We start from the raw sequence: 20,259 nt of genomic DNA, 5'->3' as shown, positions 1-20,259 counted from the left end.
CCCCGACCGTCCTCCCGGACCGTCGCCCCCGACCGCGCGGGCCCGTCCGACACGGCCGAGGCCGGCCGACCGCTTGCATCAACTTGATTACTTTCCAGGGAAGTTGACTGTCCACAGCCATGATGCTTCGCTTCGCCGGAGGGTGGACCGGTGGGCGTCGCGCCGAGCTTTTCGAAGACCCATCCGCATCTCCTCTCACTGGAGCAACCAGCCCTAGCCCGTTCGAGTGAATGGAACTGGCTTGTTGACCTGATCAAGCACCCCTGTGTCGAGGATTCCCGTGGCGGCGTCGGCACCCGTGACCGCACGGCCGCGGGGCGCCGGGGGTGGAAGGCTTCAACATGGGTTCAGTGTCCGCTGGGAGACCGGCGCCCTCCGGCGCGATATCAGGCCGTACTCACAGCAGACTGCGGCGACTTGCCGGTGGTCTGTTGACGGCCTTCTGACGATACTGCTCTCCGTCGTGGCTCTGCCGTCGGCTTCGGCCGGGGTCGACGACTACCCGTCCCCCTGGAGAACCGCTCCCATGGACTCCCTGATCGACACCTGGCACGAGTACAACCGGGAGTGCACGAGCTTCGCCGCTTGGCGGCTGCACAGCCGGAACGGCTTCGAGATGCCGTTCAACGCCAACGCCACCGATTGGGGAAGTCGGGCCCAGGCGTTGGGCTTCACCGTCAACGGCAGCCCCGGCCTGGGTTCCGTCGCCTGGGGCTCGGGCCACGTCGCCTGGGTGGAATCGGTGGGCACCAGCACCGTGACCATCGAGGAGTACAACTACAACTACACCGGCACGTACAACGAGCGCACGGTACCGACCGGCACCTTCCAGTACATCCACTTCAAGGACCTCGCCACCGGCCCGGGGCCGCAGGCCGTACCGTCCTCACTCGGCAGCATCGCGGCGTTGACCCATGGTTCACGGGTTGACCTCCAGTGGGGTGCCGCCGCCGGCGCGGCCGACTACCAGGTGAGCCGGAACGGAGTGCTCCTGGCCACGGTCACCGGTACCCGGCTGCTGGACATCCAGGTCTCTGCGAAGCAGGACTACACCTACTCCGTCGTGGCCCACAACGCCTCCGGAGTCTCCGCCGCCACTACCCGATACGTGCAGACCAGCACGGACTCCGCTGACATGGCCCACCTGACGACGAAGGACGGCCCCGCGGTCTGCGGCCGTTCCGGCGACCAGACCTCACAGACACTCGTCTGCAACGTCCTCAAACCCACCGGCTGGACCAGCGTCAGCTCCACCGCCAACGACTGGGGCTACGCCACCGACCGCTCCTGGCTCACCAACACCGACGGCACCATCTCCTACTGCCGCCGCGTCGGCACCGGCGACCAAGCCCTCTGCGACAAGTTCGACGGCACCACCTGGACCTCCTCCACCTCACCCCACTACGACCTCGGCTACCCGGACACGTTCGCGTAGCCGGATCGCCTGCCCGGCTTCGTCCCGATCGCCTGGACGTCGAGAGGAACCACCCGGTCGACCTCGACGACCTAGGTGCCCGTGGCCCAAGGCAAGGAGGGCGCGGGTTCAGCTCCCGCCGCCGCGACCCAGCGGTACAGCGGCCCTACCGGAGAGATCCGGTAGGGCCGCCGGCGGCGGCCGGCACGCGGGCGCCGCGGCTCCCCAGGGCGCCGGGGGCCGTCACCGGCCGCAAGGTCGGGCGATCCGCCGGTGTCAGCGACCGGCGGCACATCGCGATCGCCGGCGTGCGAACCCCGTCCGCACCCCTCTTCTGCTCACCACTCACCGCTCACCACTCACCGAGGTGGCCGGCGACCCGGAGGACGCTCTTTCCGTTGGTCGCGCCCTCGAACAGCCGCTGGACCGCGAGGCCGAGTTCCGCAGGGCTGTATTCGGCTGTGATGTCGATGCGTATCCGCTCCTGGGTGAGGAGTTCGAGTGCGCGGGCGGCGGTGTCGGCGAGACGCTCGGGGTGAGTCCGGCTCAACAGGTTGCTGTTGTAGGTCACGAGTGACTTGCCCTCCATGAGGAGGTCGTTGGTGTCGGCGAGGATGGGCTCGTAGCCGCTGATGTTGCCGTACACCGCCAGCCGGCCGTGCGGCGCGAGCCTCCGCAGGCTGTGCTGTCGGGTCAGGCCGCCGACCGGATCGAGGATCACGTCGAATCGCTCGCCGTCGAGCTTCGCCGGGAACTCGTCGCGCAGCAGAACCTCGTCGTAGCCGAACCTGCCGGCGTACTCGGCCTTCGCCGCGCTGCCGACCACCCCGACGATCCGGCCCGCACCGGCCAACCGGGCGAACTGGACGGCGAGCGTGCCGACTCCGCCGCCACCCGCGTGGATCAGCACGCTCTCACCGGGGCGCACCCGCGTGGCGGTGTTGACGAGGTCGTAGGCAGTCGGTGTGCCCCAACCGAATCCTGCCGCTGTCCGCAGCGGGATTTCGCCGGTCGGCAGCGCCAGCACCGCGGGTGCCACGACCACCTCCGCCCACGCACCGGCCGTGGTCAGGGCGACCACGGCTTCACCCAGGCGGCCCTCGCCCACACCCTCGCCGACCGCGACGATGTGCCCGCTCGCCTCGAACCCCGGGACGAAGGGACGCGGCACCGCGAAGTGACCGTCCCGGACCATCGTGTCGCCCCACTGGATGCCGGCATGGGCGACCCGGATCGCGACCTCACCGGGGCCGGCCGTGGGCTCGTCGAGTTCGGTGGCCCGGTAGGTGCCGTCGCCGGTGAGAATGATCGCCCTCATGAATACAGTCTCCTGTTCTGACTCAGTATCCTGTGTCACAAGGAACACTAGGTGTAGCAGATACCTGAGTCAACACAGGAACCTGAGTATTGGAGTGAGCACATGGCGGACATCCCGGCCGAGGAGTACCTCTGTACTCGGATCAGGCGCGCGGAGCAGGCGCTGATGGCACACCACGAGGCGGTCCTGCGCGGCCACGGACTGACCATGACGCAGTACACGGTGCTGCTGACCCTCTCCCGCGAGGGCGGCATGTCCGCCGCCCAGACCGCCCGGTCCTGCGGGGTGACGCAGCAGAGCATGGCCAGCGTCCTGACCAACATGGAGGTCAAGGAGCTCATCCGCCGCGACCCGTCCCCGGTACACGCCAAGGTGCAGATCGCCACACTGACCGACGAGGGCCGGGCGGTGCTGGACCGCGCCTATCAGGAGGTGGTCGTCCTCGAGCGCGCACTCAGCGCCGGGTTCACGCCCGCCGAGCACGCCTCCCTCTGCGCTCTCCTGGAACGCACGACCGCCATCCTCGTCGACCAGACGCCGACGGCCCGCACCCGCTGAAGCCGCCCCCCGACCCGACATCCGCCGAGGAGGTCCGCTGCCCGGCGGTGCAGTGGCGCGGCGAGGTACGGCAACCGGTCCGCCCGACAGTGACCACCAGCGCATCCGGAGGCCACCCCGGACCGTCTGCGCGACCGGCCTCAGAGCGGGTCGGGGCTGGGGTGGGAGGGGGCGCGTTCCGCGTCCTTGAGGCAGCGGACGATGCGCTCGTGGACATCGCCGACCCGGTCCTCGACCCGGACCCGGACGTACACCTCGGCGACCTGGCTCATGGCCTGCTCGGTGAACCAGGACAGCACCACCGTGCTCTGCGGGGCCAGTGGGTAGCCCCGTGCCAGCACGGTCAACAGGAAGTCCCGGTGGTGGACCGGGCCGAGCTCCCGGACGGCCGCCCTGGCGGTCAGCGAGTCCACCCATCCGGTCACCGGCTCCGGCGGGCCGTCCTCGGTCGCGGCGCTCCGGGTGACGAGGTAGCTGACCTCCGTGATGACGGCCACGTCCTGAGCGGCGTTCAGCAGAGCGGCGGCCCAGACCAGGCGGCCGTCGGGCGCGAGGCCGGCCATCACCCGGCCCTGGCCGCCGAGGGCGGGCCGGACGGTGCGCGCGTACTGGGCGCGGGCCAGGGCCGCCCCTCCCGTGGCGAGGAGCGCGGCGGTCGCGCTCTGGGTGTCCAGCAGCCTCGGCCGCCAGGGCCAGTGCGCGGCGCTCGCCGCGGAGAGGTTGTCCCGCACCAGGCCGTGGAGGAGCAGCAGGAAGGCGAGCGCGACCAGGGCCGTGAGCAGTCTCGACAGCAGGGCGCTTCTGCGGACCACGTGTTGGAGCTCGTTCATTCGGTTCCCCCCGGTCCCGTGCACCTCCTGCCGACTGTAGGCAGGAGGAGGCCCGGACAGAAGAGGGCGGGGCGCAAGAGGCCGGGGCGCAAGAGGCCCGGACAGAAGAGGGCGGGGCGCAAGAGGGCGGGGCGGAGCCTCCGGTCGGGGCCCTCGTGGAGGTGGCCGGGCGCCCGGTCGGCGCCGGTCGGGCACCTGCGGGGGATTCCTCGAAAAAAGAATCCGAACCCACCTGCAACCTCCCGGGGGGATGCACGTCTATCTGGATGAGAGCGCAGGAACGAGCCGGCGGAGCCGGGGGAGCCGACCAGGTCGGCGCCGGACTCTCACTTCACAGACGATCACCAACCGTGCCCAGGGGGACCTCCATCATGAACGCATCCGTTTTCCGCCGTTTTGCAACCATTGCCACCGCTGTCGCCGCCCGTCGTCAGGACTCCGCGTGGGCCCCGCGCCTCGCCGTCTCCGTGCCGCTCGCCGCCCTCCTCGCCGTCGGCGCGGTCGGCTGCACGGACCCGCAGGCGGGCACCGCCGCCGGGCAGCCGGCCGGCTCCCCGAGCCCGGCGGTGACGGCCTCCGCGACCTCGTCCGCCACGGCCACCGCCACGGCCACCACCGGCCAGGAGTCGGCCGCCCCCTCGACCCCCGCCGCTGCCCCGACCGTCGCCTCGACCGCCGCCTCGACCGCGCCGTCCGGGATCACGCCCGTCTCCGCAGGCACCGAGCCGGCCGCCGACAAGAGCGTCACGGTCCGGTTCGACGGCCTGGCCGAGGGGAACCGGCTGCCGGCCGGCGGCCAGACCGCCTTCTCGGTGACCTGGACCAACGCGACCGGCCACCGCCTGGCCGCCGTCGCCCCGGTCGTCGCGGCGCAGCCCTTCGTCGGCGCCCGGTGCCAGGTGGTCGAGGGCACCCTCTCGGGGACGATGCAGCGCAAGGACGGCGACGTCTGGACGGACGTCCCCCTCTCCCAGGGCCTCGGGATGGACTACGCGACCACCGGCGACAAGGCCGCGTTCGCGCTGGCGCCGGGAGCGAGCCGGACGGTGCAGTACCGGATCCAGCTCAGCACGGACAACGGCCCCGCCCCGCTCACCGTCGAGGCCGACGCGTACGTCCCCGCCCACACCCGGCTCCCGCTGCTCGGCAGGACCCTGCGGCACCTCGCGGTCGTGGACGAGCACCGGCCGACCGCCTCGATGCCCACCATGACGCCGCGGCCGACCTCGGTGACGGTGGGCGGCCCGGCGGTCGAGGTCGAGGTCTCCCCCGGCAACCTCACCAAGGCGGCGTTCGGCTCGCTGGCCCCGCTGCTGACCCTGGGCGTGACCCCGGCGAACGCCCACGTCCACGAGAGTCTCGACGCCGCGAACGTCACCGCGGAGGTGTTCACCGGGGGCAGCTGGGTGAAGCTCCCGACCTCGGACGACTGCGGCCGGGTCACCGTCGACACCCGGTCGCTGGCCCAGCCGCTGGAGAGCGGCCCGAACGGCCGGGTGCTCAACCACCTGTTCCGCTTCTCGGTCACCAGCGGTCTCGCGGCCGACGTCACCTCCCTCGACGTCTCGGCCGGTGCGCTGGCCGACGGCCACTACGCGGAGCCGGTGACCGTCAAGGTCGCGGTCAAGCGCTGACCGGCGCCGGCGGTCCGGCGAGCCCCGGAGCCGGTCGGTCCCCGAACGGCCCCGGCCGCCGAACGGCCCCGCTGCCGACCGCCTCGACTCCCACCGACCAGGGCGGCCCCCGGGCCGAAGCCCTCAGACGCCGGCCGCGTAGAGCATGTCGCGTACGCCCCGGTCGGCCTCCCGGCCCGCCCGCCAGACCAGCCGCAGGGTGAGGCCGGGGACGTCGAGCGGGAGCCGCACCAGCGAGCCTGCCGCGAGTTCACCGGCGACCGCGAACTCCGGCAACAGGGCGACCCCCAGGCCCTGTCGGGCCCACCCGGCCATCACCGCCGTACCGCCGGCCCGGACCCGTTCCACGTCCGCGCCCAGCAGGCGCTCACCGGCCAGCCAGATCGAGCAGGCGGGGACGTTCACCAGCAGCCGGTGGCCCCGCAGATCACTCCGGGTCAACCGTCCGATGCCGTCCAGCGGGTGGCCGGGGGCCGCCACCAGGGCCAGCCGGACCGGCTCCAGATCGATGAAGTCCATCGGCACGGCGGGCACTTCGAAGCCGAGCTCACCGAGCTCGCCGTCGGTGTCCAGGATCAGCGCCGCATCCAGTTCGCCCCGGGCGACGGCGCCGAGCAACCGGTCGCGGGCGCCGTCCGAACGGACCTCGACCCGGAGATCCGACCGGCGTTCGGCGAGCCTGGCGAGCACACCGGGCACGTGCGTGACCGCGATGGTCTCCAACGCGCCGATCCGCACGACCGGTTGCTCCGCCGCCACCTCCCGGCGGGCCTGCTCCGCCTGCTCCAGCAGGCGACGGGCCCAGATCAGCATCCGCTCGCCCGCAGGGGTGGGACGCATCCCCCGCGGGCTGCGCTCGAACAGGTCGACACCGACTGACCGCTCCAGCGTCCGGATCTGCTCCGAGACGGAGGACGGCGCGAGGCCGAGGACGCCGGCGGCCTCGGTGACCGTCCGGTGGGCGACCACCGCCTCGAACGTCCGCAACTGCCGAAGTTCCATGCCGCTCCCCCTCGATGGCCCGGTACGGGCCCCACCGGCAGCGGCGTTCGGATCCTCCGAACGCCGTGTGCGGCCGGGCCGGTGGAGCCCGCCCCGGCACGACCGCAGAGTGGGCCCCGTCCACGCCGATCCGCACCGGAAGGGGCCGCCATGGCCGCCACCGTATCCCCCACCGCCGCCCCGGCGGCGCCGCCGGGGCGCCCCCGCACCTGGATACCGCTGCTGGGCGTCTCGTTCGGCTACTTCACGGTGCTGATGGACACGACCGTCCTGGCGGTGGCCGAGCCGGACATCGCCCGCTCGCTCGGCGGCTCGGTCGCGGGCCTGCAATGGACGGTCACCGGGTACACCGTCGCCTTCGGCGGCCTGCTGCTGTCCGCCGGGGCGGTGGCCGACCGCTTCGGCGCGCACCGGGTGTTCCGGGCGGGCATGGCGGTGTTCGGGCTCGCCTCGCTGCTCAGCGCCCTGGCGCCCGGCCTGTGGACGCTGGTCGCGCTGCGGGGGCTGCTGGGCGTGGCGTCGGCGGCCTGCGTACCGGCCTCGATGGTGATGATCACCATGCTCTACCCGGAGCCCGCCGCCCGCGCCCGCGCCGTCGCCGCCTGGGCGGCCACCAGCGGCGCGGCGATGGCTGCCGGCCCGATCGTCGGCGGGCTGCTGGTCGGGCTCGCGGGCTGGCGGGCGGTGTTCCTGGTGAACGTCCCGTTGGCGCTCCTCACCCTGGGACTGACCGCCGGACGGCGGGTGCACTGCCCGCGCGGCGCCCGGCCGATCAACTGGACCGGCCAACTGGCCGCGTGCACCGTCCTCGGGCTCCTGACCGACGCACTGATCGCGCTCGGATCGGGGCACACCGTCCACGCCGCCGGCTCCGGGGCCGGGCTGGTCGCGGCCGCGCTCTGCTTCGCCGCGCTCGAACGACGGGGCGACAACCCCGTGCTGGCGCCCGCCGTACTGCGGGCCCGGGCGATGCGGCCCGCCCTGCTGGCGGGGGCGGCGGTCAACTTCACCCTGAGCAGCCTCCTGTTCGTGCTGCCCCTGGTGTTCCGGCAGACCCAGCACCTGTCGCCGCTGAGGACCGGACTCGCGTTCCTGCCGATGACGATCCCGACCGCCTTCAACCCGCTGCTGACCGGCCGGATCGTGGCCAGGACGGGGCCGTGGCGTCCGGTGGTGGCGGGGCTCGGACTGCTGGCCGGCGCGGGCCTGCTGTTCGGCGTGGCCCTGCCGGCCGGGTGGGGCTACCGGGCGCTCTCGGCCGGGCTGCTCTGCGCCGGGTTCGGGGTGTCGTACGCCCTGCCGGCCCTGACTGCGGCGGTCATCACCACGGCGCCGGAGGGCGCGGCCGGCGCGGCCGGCGGACTGCTCAACTCGGTGCGCCAGGTGGGGGCTTCGGTCGGCGTCGCGGCGATGGGGGCCTTCGTGGACGTCGGCGCGGCCGGACCGGGCGACGGAGCCGGGTACGCCCTGCTGCTCTGCGCCGGGGTGTGCACGGCGGCGGGGATCGCGGTCGCCGCCCGACGGTGACCGCGATCCCCGCCGCCGGCCGACGGTGAGCACGGCCGACGGTGAGCACGGCCGACGGACGGTGGCCACGGCCGGTCGACGGTGGCCAGGGCCTTCGGCGCCGCCCGCCCTGCTCAGCGGTGGCGGCCGGCCTCCCGGGCCACGGCGCCCAACCGGCTCGCCGCCGCTGTGAGTTCGCTCAGATCGGCGGCCGCCGCGAAGCCGACCCGCAGGTAGCTGCCCTGGGGTTCGGCCGGGTAGTAGCGGGCGCCCGCGTCCACCGCCACGCCGTGCGCCCGGGCGGCCGCCGCGACGGCGGAGTCGGCCGAACCGGACGGGAGTTGCAGCCAGAGATGAAGCCCTCCGGCCGGCAACCGGGTGAGCGTCCAGTCGGGCACCTCGTGCGCCAGCGCGTCGGCCAGCGTCGCGCAGCGCTCTCGCAGGGCGCCGCCGAGCGTCCGCAGGTGGCGGTCCCAGGCGGGCGTGCTGAGCAGTTCGACCGCGGCCTCCTGCAGGGGGCGGGCGATGAAGAAGTCGTCGACCAGGCGCATCGCCTGGAGCCGCCGCATCACCGGGCCCCGGGCGATCACCGCGCCGATCCGCAGGCTCGGCGAGGCCGGCTTGGTGAGCGAGGTCAGGTTGACCACGGTGCCGTCGCGGTCGTCGGCGACCAGCGCGCGGGGCAGCGGCGCGCCGTGGCCCAGGTGGCGGGCGAAGTCGTCCTCGATCAGGAAGGCCCCGGCGGCCCGGGCCACGTCCACGATCTGGCGGCGGCGCCCGGGGGAGAGCATCGCGCCGGTGGGGTTGTGGACCGTCGGCTGGCAGTACATCAGCCGGGCGCCGGTCATCGCGAAGGCGTCGGCGAGCAGGTCGGGCCGGATGCCGTCGTCGTCCACCGGTACGGGTACCGGACGCAGGCCCGCCGCGCGGGCGGCGGCCAGCGCGCCCGGGTAGGTGGGCGACTCCACCAGGACGGGGCCCCCGGGCGGGGCGATCGCGCGGAACAGCGTCGACAGGGCGCCCTGGGCCCCGCCGGTGACCAGGACGTCCTCCGGGCCGACCGCGCCGCCGGCCAGCCGGGCGAAGATCGCGCGCAGCGGCGCGAGGCCGGCGGTGGGGGCCCGGTGCCAGGCGTCCGGGCGCCGGGCGGCGCGGGCCAGCGCCGCGCCGAGCGCCCTGGTCGGCTGGAGCGACTCGTGCAGGTAGCCGCCGGCCATCGCGATGACACCGTCCGGCAGGGTTTCCGAGGTACCGTCGGAACCACCGGTGTCGGAGTCGCGCCCGGCCAGGGCGACCGCCTGCCAGGACATGTCCGGTGCGTCGGCGGTCGGCCGCGGTCGGCGCGGGGCGACGTAGGTGCCGCTGCCCGGGCGGGTCACCACGACGCCCTCGGCGGCGAGCAGTGCGATCGCGCGCGCGACGGTGACCGGACCGACGCCGTGTCGGACGATCAGGTCACGGCTGCTGGGCAGCCGGTCGCCGGGGGCGAGCCGGGCGATCTCGGCGCGGAGGATGGCCGCCAGCGTCTCGATACTGCTACTCTCGGACATGATGATATAGGATAGCGCTTCTTTATCGTGCCCGAAACCGCGCCCCCTGACGAGGACGGCCGCGGGCGGCGCCCGACAGCCGTCACCGCACCGGCCGGCCCCTCGGCACCCCCTGAGCCCTCGCCGCGCTCGGCCGCCCGCACGCCCGGAGCACCGCCCGACGCACCCCGCCCCCGGGTCCGGACACCGCGTGGTGTCCGGACCCGGGGGCGGGGTCGGATTCCGGGCCGGGCCCCGGGCGGGGCCGGCGCTCAGCGGACCGGCAGGACGTTCGTGTGCTCCTTGCGGACGGCCTGCAGCGCCTGCGGGTCCAGCCCGAGCAGGCTCAGGATCGTGGGCGCGATCTGCTTGGTCTGCACCGGAGCGGACCGGCGCACGCCGTCCGGGGTGCCGGCGCCGGACACGACCAGCGGGACGGCCTGGTCGTCGGCCGCGGTGCCGCCGTGCTCGGCGATCTTCTTGGTGCCACCGGTGTAGACGACGCCGTACTGGGCGACGCCGAAGACGTCCGGCACCCGTGAGTCGCCGGCCCGGACGCCGAAGTAGTCGGCCGCCGCCGCACCCGCGTAGACCTTGGCCAGACCGCCGGTCGTGAAGGGCTTCGGCTGCTTGTCGATGTCCGTGCCGGTGCCGCTCTGCGCCAGCAGGTAGGTCCTCGCGAAGTCGGCGGCCGCCTGCGAGCGGTCGCTCAGCCAGAGCAGCATCGCGTCGTCGTCCACGGCGTGCACCACCAGGTCACCGGCCTGCGGGTGGAGCTGCTTCCAGGCCGCGTTCAGACCGGCCAGGATCGGGGCGTCGTCGATCCGGGTCAGCGCGGCCGGGTCGTCGGGCGACTGGCCGTGCTTGGCGGACAGGATGACCGTGGTGCTGCGGTCCAGGTGCTGCTTGCGGAGCTCGGCGGTCAGCTCGCCGATCCGGGCGTCGACGAAGTCGAGGTTCTTCGCCAGCAGCGGTCCCGGGACGTCCTTGGCCGCGTAGCCGCCCTTGAGCCCGTCGGAGTCCGGCAGCTTCTGCGCGGTGGAGACGGACTGGAGGTTCAGGCCGAAGATCGCCGGGGTGCCGACCCGGTGGGAACGGCTGTGGTCGTAGCCGTCGATCTCGTTGAGGACCGCCTGCACCTTGTAGCCGTCGTACTGCTCGGTGGCCTGGTTGTCCTTGGTCCAGTCGTCGCCGGCCGGGTAGCCGATCGCGTCACTGTTGATCTCCGGTGCGAAGAGATCCTGAATCCCCTTGCCGGACGGGCCGTTGAGGATGTCGTAGGCAGCGTGCTTGTCCGACCAGGCGGTCCGCAGTCCGGCCTCGCGGGCCACCTCGAAGATCGTGTTCACCTGGAGGTAGGAGTGCGGGTAGACCGGCTCGCAGGTGCGCGGGTCGACCGGCAGCTTCGTGGGGTCGAGCAGGTCGGCGGCCCGGCCGGTCAGCGAGAGGATGCTGCCCGGCAGGCCCGACAGGCCCTGGCCGGCGTCCAGGGCGGACTTGTCGCGGTCGAGGTCCTCGGTGAGGTCGACCTCCACTCCGGGCTTCGCGCCCCTGCAGTCCGTGGTGCCGGCCGGCAGCAGCGCCGCGTCGTAGGTGTCGTCGTAGTAGACGCCCGTGGTGCCGGGGCTGCCGCCGGTGGCCTGGGCGACCATGCCGGGGAAGGAGTCGGACGGCGTGGTGGCCCTGGCGTCGGTGTACTGCACACCGTTGCCGACCAGGCGGGCCAGCGCGGACGCCGGGTGCTGCGCGACGTACCGGGCGAGGTCGCTCTGGTGCAGGCCGTCGACCGAGATCAGCAGCACGTGCTGGGCGGCGGCGCGGCGGGGTCCGTGCTCCGAGCCCTCGCCCGGACGGGCGTAGGCCTGGCTCACGGTCGCGCCCGCCAGGAGACCGGTGGCGCAGAGGACGGCGGCGAGTCGAAAGGTGCTACGGGTCACGCGGACTCCTGGTGGGGCGGGCCCGGAAGCCGGGCGGCGGGGTGCTCGCGTCATGAGTAGTGGCTCCCCGTGTCCCGGTGGGGGCACCCGCGTGAACGCGCGGCGAAGCCTGGGACCGTCCGCCGAACAGCGGGCGACACCACCACGAACGTGACGCCACATCACGAAAGGCCGCACAAGGCGCCAACGGGGCAACCGGCCCGTACCGCCTCAGTGCCGGGCGTACCGGGCGGGCGGCGAGCCGACCGTCGCGGTGAAGTCCCTCACCAGGTGGGCCTGGTCCGCGTAGCCGAGATCAGCCGCGAGGGCCGCCCAGTCGATGCCGGCGCCCTCCTCGGCGCGGGTCGCCGCCTCGTGCAGGCGGGCCCGGCGCAGCACCCACTTCGGGCTCGCCCCGACGTATTCGGCGAACAGCCGCTGCAGGGTCCGGACCGACAACCCGCACGCGGCTGCGACCTGGTCGACCCGCAGCAGTGCGGGCGCCTCGGTGATCAGGGCGACGATGTCCGCGACCTCGCGTGCCACCGGGTGGGGTTCGGGCAGCACGCTCCGCAGGAACTCCTCCGCCAGGGCGGCCATCCCGGCCGGCTCCGCCGCGCCGAGGACGGCCCGACCGGCCTCGGTGACGGCCGGGCCGAACAGCTCGGCCGCGGGCACCGCCCGGTCGGCCAGCGCCGCCACCGGGGAGCCGAGCAGTGGACGGAACGCCCCCGGCCGGAACTTCGTCCCGAGCACCCGGCCCGCCCCGGAGAGCCGCCGCGAGAACACTCCCCGCTGCACCCCGTAGACGGTCGGCCGGGGCTCCTCGAAGACCAGGTGGACGTTGGGGTGGGAGAGCACCTTCTGGACGTGCGGGGCCCGGCCGCGCAGATCCCACCGCACGATCCAGTGGAACTCCACCTGCGCGGCCAGGTCGGCGGCCGGATCCTGGCGCAGCAGCTCGTACCGTGCGGCGGCGGCCGTCGGCCGGAGCACACCTCGGCCGATCCCGGGGTCGGTCATCTCCCCAGCGTAGCTGTCGCATTTCTTCAATACCGCTGCCCGGCGCCCCGCCTACGGTCGGGGCATGAACGAGAACCTCGAGCAGACCGCCGGCCGGTCCGGCCGCCCCGTGGACGAACAACTGCACCGCTCCCTGGCCGAGAGCGCCGCCGAGGCCGCCCGGATCGCCCGCGGCGTCACTCCCGGGCGACTCGCCGGGCCCACGCCCTGCGCCGGGTTCGACACCCGCACCCTGGTCAACCACTGGGTCCTGTACTCCTCCCACGGGTTGGCGCACCGCGCCCGCCGGGAGCAGCTTTCCGACGAGTTGCAGAACCGCGACTTCACCGCCGCCGCGGACTGGGCCGACGCGTACGCCGCCGAGCTCGACCGGGCCGTCGCCGCCTGGGCCGAACCCGCGGTCTGGGAGGGCGGGATCGACAGCGGCGGCGGCGTCACGCCCGCCCCGGAGGTCGCCGCGATGCTGCTGGCGGAGCTGGTCGTGCACGGCTGGGACGTCGCCCGGGCCACCGGGCAGGACTACCGCTGCTCGCCGGAGACCGCCCTGGCGGTGCTCGGGGTGGTCGAGGCCAACGCGGAGCTGTACCGGCGGTACCAGGGCTTCGGCGAGCCGGTGGAGGTGCCGGCCACCGCCTCCGTCCTCACCCGCGCCCTCGCGCTCTCCGGGCGGGATCCGCACTGGGCCGCCGTCTGAAGGTGACCGGGCCCCCGCCCGACCGGAGCGGGGCTGGCTCGCGGGGCCGGTCGGGGCGGGGCGGCGCCGGGAGCCCGCCCCACCCCGCCCCGCGCCTCATCCGACCGCGAGCCCGCTCGCCCGCAGCGCCGCCACCAGCTCGGCCGGAGCCTTGGCGGTGGATCCGGCGTCGTACGGCGGCTGCGGGTCGTACTCGACGACCAGTTGGACGGCCCGGGCGGTCTCGTCGCCCGCGATCCGCCCGGTCAGCTGCAGTGCGAGGTCGATGCCGGCCGAGACACCGGCGGCCGTGGCGTACTTGCCGTCCACCACGACCCGCTCCGGCGCGGGCACGGCCCCGAGGGCCGCGAGGTGCTCCAGGGCGATCCAGTGCGAGGTGGCCCGGCGGCCGGTCAGCAGACCGGCGGCGGCCAGCAGCAGCGAACCCGAACACACCGAGGTGGTCCAGTCGGTGCCGGCGTCGACGCCGCGGATCCAGTCCAGCACGGCCCGGTCCGCCAGCAGGTCCGCCGTCCCCGGCCCGCCGGGGACCAACAGGACGTCCGGCGCGGTCACTTCGGACAGCGTCGCGTCGGCGGTGAGCGCCAGGCTGCCGAGGTCGGAGCGGACCGGCCCCGGACGGACGGCGGTGAACACCACCTCGGCGCCCGGGATCCGGCCCAGGATCTCGTAGGGGCCGACGGCGTCGAGGGCGGTGAAACGGTCGTACAGGAGCACAGCGATCTGCACGGGATCTCCCGGGGTGGGTGGCGGGCGAAGCGGAAACGGTCGGGTCGAGCGCGGGCGGACGCGGCAGCCCCCGGCCTCCCCGAACGCGGGGAGGCCGGGGCCGGGCCGGCACTGGCGGGCGATGGCCGGACCTGGCCGGGCGCCGGCCTGCCGCCGGGCCGCGGCCCGGCGGCGGGGATCAGGTGGAGCGGAAGCGGCGGCGGTACTCCACCGGCGGCACCGCGAGCGTCCGGACGAACGCCCGCCGCATCGACTCCGCGGTGCCGTAGCCGCAGGCCCTGGCGATCTCCTCGACACCGCCGGTGCCGTCCTCCAGTCGTCGGCGGGCGGCCTCCAACCGGGCGCGGTCGACGTACCGACCCGGGCTCACGCCGACCTCGGCGCTGAACGCGCGGGCGAACTGACGCGGCGACAGCGACGCCCGCGCCGCCAGCGCGTCCACCGAGAGGTCGGCGCCCGGATGCTCGGCGATCCACCGCTGCACCTCGCGCAGCGGCAGTCGCTCGGCCACCTGGGCGGCCAGCTGGACACTGAACTGAGCCTGGCCGCCGGGCCGCCGCAGGTACATCACCAGGTGCCGGGCGACCAGCAGGGCGGCCTCCCGGCCGTGGTCCTCCTCCACCAGGGCCAGCGCGAGGTCGATGCCCGCCGTGACCCCGGCCGAGGTGGCGATCCGCCCGTCCCGGACGAAGACCGGCTCGGGGTCGACCTCGGTGTCCGGAAAGCGGCGGGCGAGCGTCTCGCAGTACGCCCAGTGCGTGGTGGCCCGCCGCCCGGCCAGCAAGCCGGCCTCGGCGAGCAGGAAGGCGCCGGTGCAGACCGAGACGACCCGCTGCGCCCCGCCCGCCAGTTCGGCGATCCGCCGCACGATCGCCGGGTCCGGGTCGGCGGTGCCCTCCCCTCCGGGCACCAGCAGGGTGTGCGGCGGGGCGGCGAGGCCCAGGTCCTCGTCCGGCAGCAGCCGCAGCCCGCTTCCGGTACGCACCACGCCGCCGCCGAGACCGGCCGTCCGCACCCGGTAGCCGTCCGGGCGCCCGGCGCCGGCGCCGGCGAACACCTCCAGCGGGCCGGTCACGTCGAGGCTCTGCACGCCCTCGAAGAGGACGATCAGCACGGTGCGGGTCGTCATGTCACCAGCCTGGCAGCGGTGCCGGTGGGCGGCAACGACGTGCTTCCCACCTTTCCTGCCATGCCCGGCCGGGCGCGGACGGCCGGGCGCGGGCCGTCGGGCACGGGCCGTCGGGCGCGGGCCGTCGGGCGCGGGCCGTCGGGCGCGGGCCGTCGGGCGCGGGCCGTCGGGCGCGGGCCGTCGGGCGCGGCGCGGCTGAAGCGGTCCGGGCGGTAGGTCCGGGCGGGGCGCGGTCAGACCAGTCCGGCGAGCTCGCCCCGGGAGGCGACGCCGAGCTTGGGGTACGCCTTGTAGAGGTGGTGGCCGACCGTACGAGGGCTCAGGAAGAGCTGGGCGGCGATGTCGCGGTTGGACAGCCCCCGGGCGGCCAGCCGGACGATCTGCAGCTCCTGCGGGGTGAGACCGGCCGGCGCGCCGCCGCCGGGGCCCGCCGGGACGGCCGCACCGGTGGCGGTGAGTTCGGTGCGGGCGCGCTCGGCCCAGGGGTGGGCGGCGAGCGGTTCGAAGACCTCCAGGGCGGCCCGCAGGTGCGGGCGGGCGTCCGTGCGCCGGCGCCCGCGGCGCAGCCACTCGCCGTACAGCAGTGCGGTGCGGCCCTGTTCGAACGGTCGGCCGGTGTCCCGGTGCAGCTCCAGGGCGGCGAGATAGCTCGACTCGGCCCGCTCGTCCGGCCCCAGCAGGGCCTGGCAGCGCAGGCTCAGGGCCCGCGCCCAGGGTTGCCCGGTGGCGTCGGCCCAGCGGGCGAAGCGCTGGTACGCCTCGGCGGCACGCTCCGGGGCGCCGAGGCGGACGGCCGCCTCGACCAGGTCGGGGACGGCGCGGGTGGCGGACACGTGGTGGCGGTGGCGGCCGCCGGTGAGCCGCTGGAGGCGGTCGGCCGCGTCGGCGGCCCGGCCCCGGCCGAGATCGAGCAGGGCCAGCGACCACTGCGCCCACGGATCACCGGCCGAGGGCGCCCCGGCGGGGCCCGAGCCGGCCTGCGCGGCGGCGGCCAGCGCGGTGCAGCCTTCCTCGGCCCCCGTGAGCGCGGCCAGGTGGGCCAGCAGCGCGCTGAGCTGGCTGACCCACTGGCGCTGGCCGGTGTCCTCGGCGAGCGCCAGGGCCTCGGTCGCGGTGACCTCGGCGTCGCGGTGGCGCCCGTGGAAGAGCTCGGCCTCGGCCAGGAAGAACTGGACGGTGGGCAGGATGCCCAGGTAGCCCTTCGCGCGGGCCTCGGCCGCGAGTTCGGCGGCGAGTTCGAAGGTCTCCGCGTCCCGGCCGAGGACCAGCGTGGCGCCGCAGACCTGGACCAGGTCGCTCGGCGCCGCACCGGCCCGGCGGGCCTCGGCGGCGGTCTCCCGCGCCGGGGGCAGTGGCGGCGCGGGCCGGCCGAGCAGCGGGAGGGTGCCGGCCAGCAGGTGGCGGGCCAGCGGCGCCAGCGGGTCGCCCGGCTCCAACCGGAGCGCGCCGAGCCGCTCCAGGACGGCGCCCACCTGCTCCTCGCCGAGGTACCAGGCGGCGTGGAACGCCTGGAAGAGCATCCGGGCGGCGTGCGAGGGCTCGATGCCCGTACCGGCGGCGGCCAGCAGCCGGCGGAGCGCGGCCGGGTGGTCGCCGCGCCAGAAGTCGGCGGTGGCGTGGATGTGGGCGATCAGCGCGTGTGCGAAGGGATCGTCGGTCCGTGCCCCGGCGCGGTCGGCCAGGGCCTCGGCGTGCTCCAACCTCCCCTCCTCGGTGGCGGCCTCGGCGGCGAGGACCAGTCGGCGGGTGGCGCCGTCCCGGTCGGGCGTGAGCCGGGCGGCGCGCTCGTACGCGGCGCGGGCGCCGCCGTGGCCGCCGCGGGACCCGGCCCGTTCGGCGGTCCGTTCCAACGCGTCGGCGAGCGCGGCGTCGGGACCGGTGGCCGCCAGGGCGAGGTGCCAGGTCCGGCGGTCGCCCTCCGGCAGGGCCTCGCCCAGGGCCCGGTGCGCCGCCAACCGCGCCTGCAGGGGCGCCCGCTGGACGATCGCGGCCCGCACCAGCGGATGCCGGAAGGAGAGTGTCCCCTCGCCCTGGACCCGCACCAGAGCGGCCGTCTCGGCGGGCGCCAGCGCCCCGGGCCCCGCGCCCAGCTCCCCGGCGGCGCGCAGCACGGTCGCCAGATCCCCGGTCTCCTCGACGGCGGCGACCAGCAGCAGCGTCCGGGTGGCGGCCGGCAGCCCGGTGACCTGCCCGTGGAAGGCGAGGCGGAGCCGGCCGGTGAGCGGCAGGACACCGGGCGCGCCCTCACCCGGTGGCTCGGCCGCCAGCGCGGCGGGCAGCTCGGTCAGCGCGAGCGGGTTGCCCCGGGCCTCGGCCAGCACCCGGCGGCGGACGGTCGGCGGCAGACCGGCCGCCAGCAGCTCGGCGGCCGCCGGATCGCCGAGCGGGGCGATCCGCAGCTGTGCCAGGCCGGCCGCCGGGAACGCCTCCTCGTCGTCCCGGGCCGCGAGAAGCAGGACGATCCCCTCGGCCTGAAGCCGGCGGGCGGCCAGCAGCAGGGCTTCGGCGGAGGCCCGGTCGAGCCACTGTGCGTCGTCCACCAGGCACAACAGGGGCTTCTCGACGGCCAGTTCGGCGAGCAGCCCGAGCGTGGCCAGACCGGTGAGCAGTCGGCCGCCGGCCGGCACGGGCTCGTCGGCCAACCCGAAGGCGCCTTCCAGCGCCCGGCGTTGGGGGCCCGGCAGGGCCGGCAGCAGCTCCAGGCCGGGGGCGAGCAGCAGGCTGAGCCCCGCGTAGGAGAGCTCGGCCTCGCACTCGACACCGCTCGCCCGGACCACCCGGAAGTCGGAGCCGGCGACGGCCGCCGCGTGCTCCAACAGCGCGGTCTTGCCGATGCCCGGCTCGCCGCGCAGCACCAGCGCGCCGCTGCGCCCGTCCCGCGCCCCGTCGAGCAGGCGTGCGAGGACGGCCTGCTCGTCTTCCCTGCCGTACAGCATGTGCCGACCCTACCGACCCCAACGCCGGTATGCCCGGCCGCGATTACCGATACGCGACCGATTCGCCCCGGGCGCGTCCTCCGTACCGTTTCGACCAGCGGGAACGGCCCGCGACCCGGACGAGGGAGTACCACCGTGAGCGACCTCCAGCAGCTGGCCGAGCGCTACATCGCCACCTGGAACGAGACCGACCCGGCCGCCCGCCGCAAGCTCGTGGACGAGCTGTGGAGCGAGCAGGGGGAGTACACCGACCCGCTGATGGCCGTGGTCGGCCGGGAGGCGATCTCCACCGCGATCGGCGCCGCGCAGGCCCAGTTCCCGGGCCTGGCGTTCACCCTCGGCGCGGTGGACGCCCACCACCACCTGGCCCGGTTCACCTGGGGCCTCGGACCGGCCGGCGGCGAGGCGCTGATCATCGGCTTCGACGTACTGGTCGCGGGCGAGGACGGCCTGGTCGAGTCGGTGCTCGGCTTCCTGGACCGCGTACCCGCCTGAGTTCTCCGCCCGCCCCGCCGCCTGCCCCGCCTCCCGGGGGCGCGAACCGCGCGCCCCCGACCCACCCCGTCGAGAAGAGACCGCGATGAGCACCACCGCCCTGCGCGCCGCCCGCACCGCACCGTCCGCCGAACCCGCCCGCCCGGCCCGGGGCCTGCTCCCGGTCGTACTGGCCGCGACCTTCATGACCGCCCTCGACTTCTTCATCGTCAACGTCGCCGTCCCGTCCGTGCAGATCGACCTGAGAGCCGGCCCGGCCGCGATCCAGTGGGTGATCGCCGGTTTCGGGCTGGCGCTGGCCGTCGGACTGATCACCGCCGGGCGGCTCGGCGACCGGTACGGGCGACGCAGGATGTTCGGGCTCGGGCTGGCCCTGTTCACGCTCGCCTCGGCGGGCTGCGGCCTGGCCCCGACGGCGGCCGCACTGATCGGCGCACGGGTGCTGCAGGGGTTGGCCGCCGCGTTGGTCGGGCCGCAGGTGCTGGCGATCCTGCGGACGGCGTACAGCGGCACGGCGCAGGCCAGGGCGTTCGCGATGTACGGCCTGACGATGGGGGTCGGCGCGGTCTTCGGCCAGCTCATCGGCGGTCTGCTGATCCGGGCCGACATCCTCGGGCTGGACTGGCGCAGCTGCTTCCTGATCAACCTGCCGGTCGGTCTCGCCGCCCTCGCGCTGGTACGCCGCAGCCTGCCGGAGTCCCGCGCGCCGGAGCGACCCGGGCTCGACCCGGTGGGCGCCGTCCTGGTCACCCTCGCGCTGACCGGCCTGGTACTGCCGCTGATCGAGGGCCGCGAGCAGGGCTGGCCCCTGTGGACGTGGCTCTGCCTGGGCGGCTCGGTCGCACTGCTGGCCGCGTTCGGCGCGCACCAGCACCGGTTCAGCGCCTCCCCGCTGGTGGACACCCGGCTGGTGCGCGAGCGGGCATTCACCACCGGCATCGCCGCGCAGCTGGTGTTCTGGCTCGGCCAGGCCTCGTTCTTCCTGGTCCTCGCCCTCTACCTGCAGCAGGGCCGCGGCCTGGACGCGCTCGGCGCCGGGCTGGTCTTCACCACCATCGGCGGCGGCTACCTGCTCACCTCCACCTGCGCGCACCGGCTGGCCGCCCGGCTCGGGCGCCAGGTGGTGGCGGCCGGAGCGCTGCTGATGACACTGGGCCTCGCGCTGATCGGCCTGGCCGCGCACGAGGTGGGCACCACCGGCAGTGTGTGGTGGCTCTCCCCGGGCCTGTTCGTCGACGGGCTGGGGATGGGCATGGTGATCGCGCCGGTGACGACGACGGTGCTGGCGCGGGTCGGTCCCCAGCTGGTCGGCTCGGCGGCCGGACTGCTGTCCACCGTCCAGCAGGTCGGCGGGGCGCTCGGGATCGCGCTGATCGGGATCGTCTTCTACGAGGCGGACGGCTTCCCGGCGGGCTTCGTGCACAGCGTCGCCGCGCTGGGGGTGCTGGAGCTGATCCTGGCCGCACTGGTCCAACTGCTCCCCCGCCGCACCTGACCACACCCGGGCCCGGGCCCGACCCTCCCGGGCCGCTCCGGGGCCCGGCAG

At 75.0% G+C, this 20,259-nt stretch carries 16 protein-coding genes; 7 read left to right on the top strand and 9 right to left on the bottom strand.

Going from position 1 to position 20,259, the window contains the following annotated elements; all coding sequences use genetic code 11:
* Positions 1 to 526: 526 nt before the first annotated feature.
* Complete coding sequence (locus OG823_RS18450; RefSeq protein ID WP_371480691.1) at positions 527 to 1,435, top strand: CHAP domain-containing protein; 909 nt, start codon at positions 527 to 529, stop codon at positions 1,433 to 1,435.
* 331 nt (positions 1,436 to 1,766) lie between these two features.
* Here the strand turns inward: OG823_RS18450 and OG823_RS18445 are convergent, their stop codons facing one another.
* A complete protein-coding gene (locus OG823_RS18445) occupies positions 1,767 to 2,732 on the bottom strand; it encodes a zinc-binding alcohol dehydrogenase family protein (RefSeq protein ID WP_371480690.1) in 966 nt (321 codons plus the stop codon).
* A 102-nt stretch (positions 2,733 to 2,834) separates the two neighbouring features.
* On the opposite strand from OG823_RS18445, the gene OG823_RS18440 reads away from it, so the two are divergent.
* Positions 2,835 to 3,290, top strand: a complete 456-nt coding sequence (locus OG823_RS18440) for a MarR family winged helix-turn-helix transcriptional regulator (RefSeq protein WP_371480689.1) — start codon at positions 2,835 to 2,837, stop codon at positions 3,288 to 3,290.
* Between the two features lie 140 nt (positions 3,291 to 3,430).
* On the opposite strand, the gene OG823_RS18435 is transcribed toward OG823_RS18440, so the two are convergent.
* Positions 3,431 to 4,120, bottom strand: coding sequence for a hypothetical protein (locus OG823_RS18435; protein WP_371480688.1), 690 nt, complete (start codon positions 4,118 to 4,120; stop codon positions 3,431 to 3,433).
* Positions 4,121 to 4,491: 371 nt separating this feature from the next.
* Between OG823_RS18435 and OG823_RS18430 the strand changes: the two genes are divergently transcribed.
* Positions 4,492 to 5,754 carry a hypothetical protein gene (locus tag OG823_RS18430; RefSeq protein WP_371480687.1) on the top strand — a complete coding sequence of 421 codons (1,263 nt, stop codon included), beginning with the start codon at positions 4,492 to 4,494 and terminating at the stop codon, positions 5,752 to 5,754.
* A 123-nt stretch (positions 5,755 to 5,877) separates the two neighbouring features.
* Here OG823_RS18430 and OG823_RS18425 read toward each other — a convergent pair whose 3' ends face one another.
* Positions 5,878 to 6,756 (bottom strand): LysR family transcriptional regulator, encoded by an 879-nt coding sequence (locus OG823_RS18425; RefSeq protein ID WP_371480686.1) that lies wholly within the window; start codon positions 6,754 to 6,756, stop codon positions 5,878 to 5,880.
* Between the two features lie 150 nt (positions 6,757 to 6,906).
* Between OG823_RS18425 and OG823_RS18420 the strand changes: the two genes are divergently transcribed.
* Complete coding sequence (locus OG823_RS18420; RefSeq protein WP_371480685.1) at positions 6,907 to 8,283, top strand: MFS transporter; 1,377 nt, start codon at positions 6,907 to 6,909, stop codon at positions 8,281 to 8,283.
* 113 nt (positions 8,284 to 8,396) lie between these two features.
* On the opposite strand, the gene OG823_RS18415 is transcribed toward OG823_RS18420, so the two are convergent.
* The 3 genes from OG823_RS18415 to OG823_RS18405 form a co-directional block, all read right to left on the bottom strand.
* The gene (locus OG823_RS18415; RefSeq protein WP_371480684.1) at positions 8,397 to 9,812 is read right to left on the bottom strand and encodes a PLP-dependent aminotransferase family protein; all 1,416 of its coding nucleotides are present in this window, start codon (positions 9,810 to 9,812) and stop codon (positions 8,397 to 8,399) included.
* A 251-nt stretch (positions 9,813 to 10,063) separates the two neighbouring features.
* Positions 10,064 to 11,728, bottom strand: coding sequence for an alkaline phosphatase family protein (locus OG823_RS18410; protein ID WP_371480683.1), 1,665 nt, complete (start codon positions 11,726 to 11,728; stop codon positions 10,064 to 10,066).
* Between the two features lie 210 nt (positions 11,729 to 11,938).
* Positions 11,939 to 12,730, bottom strand: a complete 792-nt coding sequence (locus OG823_RS18405) for a DUF6597 domain-containing transcriptional factor (protein ID WP_371480682.1) — start codon at positions 12,728 to 12,730, stop codon at positions 11,939 to 11,941.
* A 64-nt stretch (positions 12,731 to 12,794) separates the two neighbouring features.
* On the opposite strand from OG823_RS18405, the gene OG823_RS18400 reads away from it, so the two are divergent.
* Positions 12,795 to 13,424 carry a TIGR03086 family metal-binding protein gene (locus tag OG823_RS18400; RefSeq protein ID WP_371480681.1) on the top strand — a complete coding sequence of 210 codons (630 nt, stop codon included), beginning with the start codon at positions 12,795 to 12,797 and terminating at the stop codon, positions 13,422 to 13,424.
* Positions 13,425 to 13,520: 96 nt separating this feature from the next.
* Here OG823_RS18400 and OG823_RS18395 read toward each other — a convergent pair whose 3' ends face one another.
* The 3 genes from OG823_RS18395 to OG823_RS18385 all read right to left on the bottom strand — a co-directional run bounded on the left by OG823_RS18395 (position 13,521) and on the right by OG823_RS18385 (position 18,218).
* Positions 13,521 to 14,153, bottom strand: coding sequence for a DJ-1/PfpI family protein (locus OG823_RS18395; protein WP_371480680.1), 633 nt, complete (start codon positions 14,151 to 14,153; stop codon positions 13,521 to 13,523).
* A 178-nt stretch (positions 14,154 to 14,331) separates the two neighbouring features.
* Entirely contained in the window at positions 14,332 to 15,282 is a 951-nt protein-coding gene (locus OG823_RS18390) for a GlxA family transcriptional regulator (RefSeq protein WP_371480679.1), read from the bottom strand.
* Positions 15,283 to 15,515: 233 nt separating this feature from the next.
* Complete coding sequence (locus OG823_RS18385) at positions 15,516 to 18,218, bottom strand: AAA family ATPase (protein ID WP_371480678.1); 2,703 nt, start codon at positions 18,216 to 18,218, stop codon at positions 15,516 to 15,518.
* A gap of 135 nt (positions 18,219 to 18,353) precedes the next feature.
* Here OG823_RS18385 and OG823_RS18380 point away from each other — a divergent pair, with 135 nt between their 5' ends.
* Together OG823_RS18380 and OG823_RS18375 are read left to right on the top strand one after the other, a co-directional pair.
* Entirely contained in the window at positions 18,354 to 18,713 is a 360-nt protein-coding gene (locus OG823_RS18380) for a nuclear transport factor 2 family protein (protein WP_371480677.1), read from the top strand.
* A gap of 85 nt (positions 18,714 to 18,798) precedes the next feature.
* Positions 18,799 to 20,208 carry an MFS transporter gene (locus OG823_RS18375; protein ID WP_371480676.1) on the top strand — a complete coding sequence of 470 codons (1,410 nt, stop codon included), beginning with the start codon at positions 18,799 to 18,801 and terminating at the stop codon, positions 20,206 to 20,208.
* Positions 20,209 to 20,259: the final 51 nt, after the last annotated feature.

It is taken from the genome of Kitasatospora sp. NBC_00315 (assembly GCF_041435095.1).
GTDB lineage: Bacteria > Actinomycetota > Actinomycetes > Streptomycetales > Streptomycetaceae > Kitasatospora.
The sequence above is the reverse complement of the archived record's forward strand: the minus strand, read 5'-3'. Positions and strand labels throughout refer to the sequence as shown.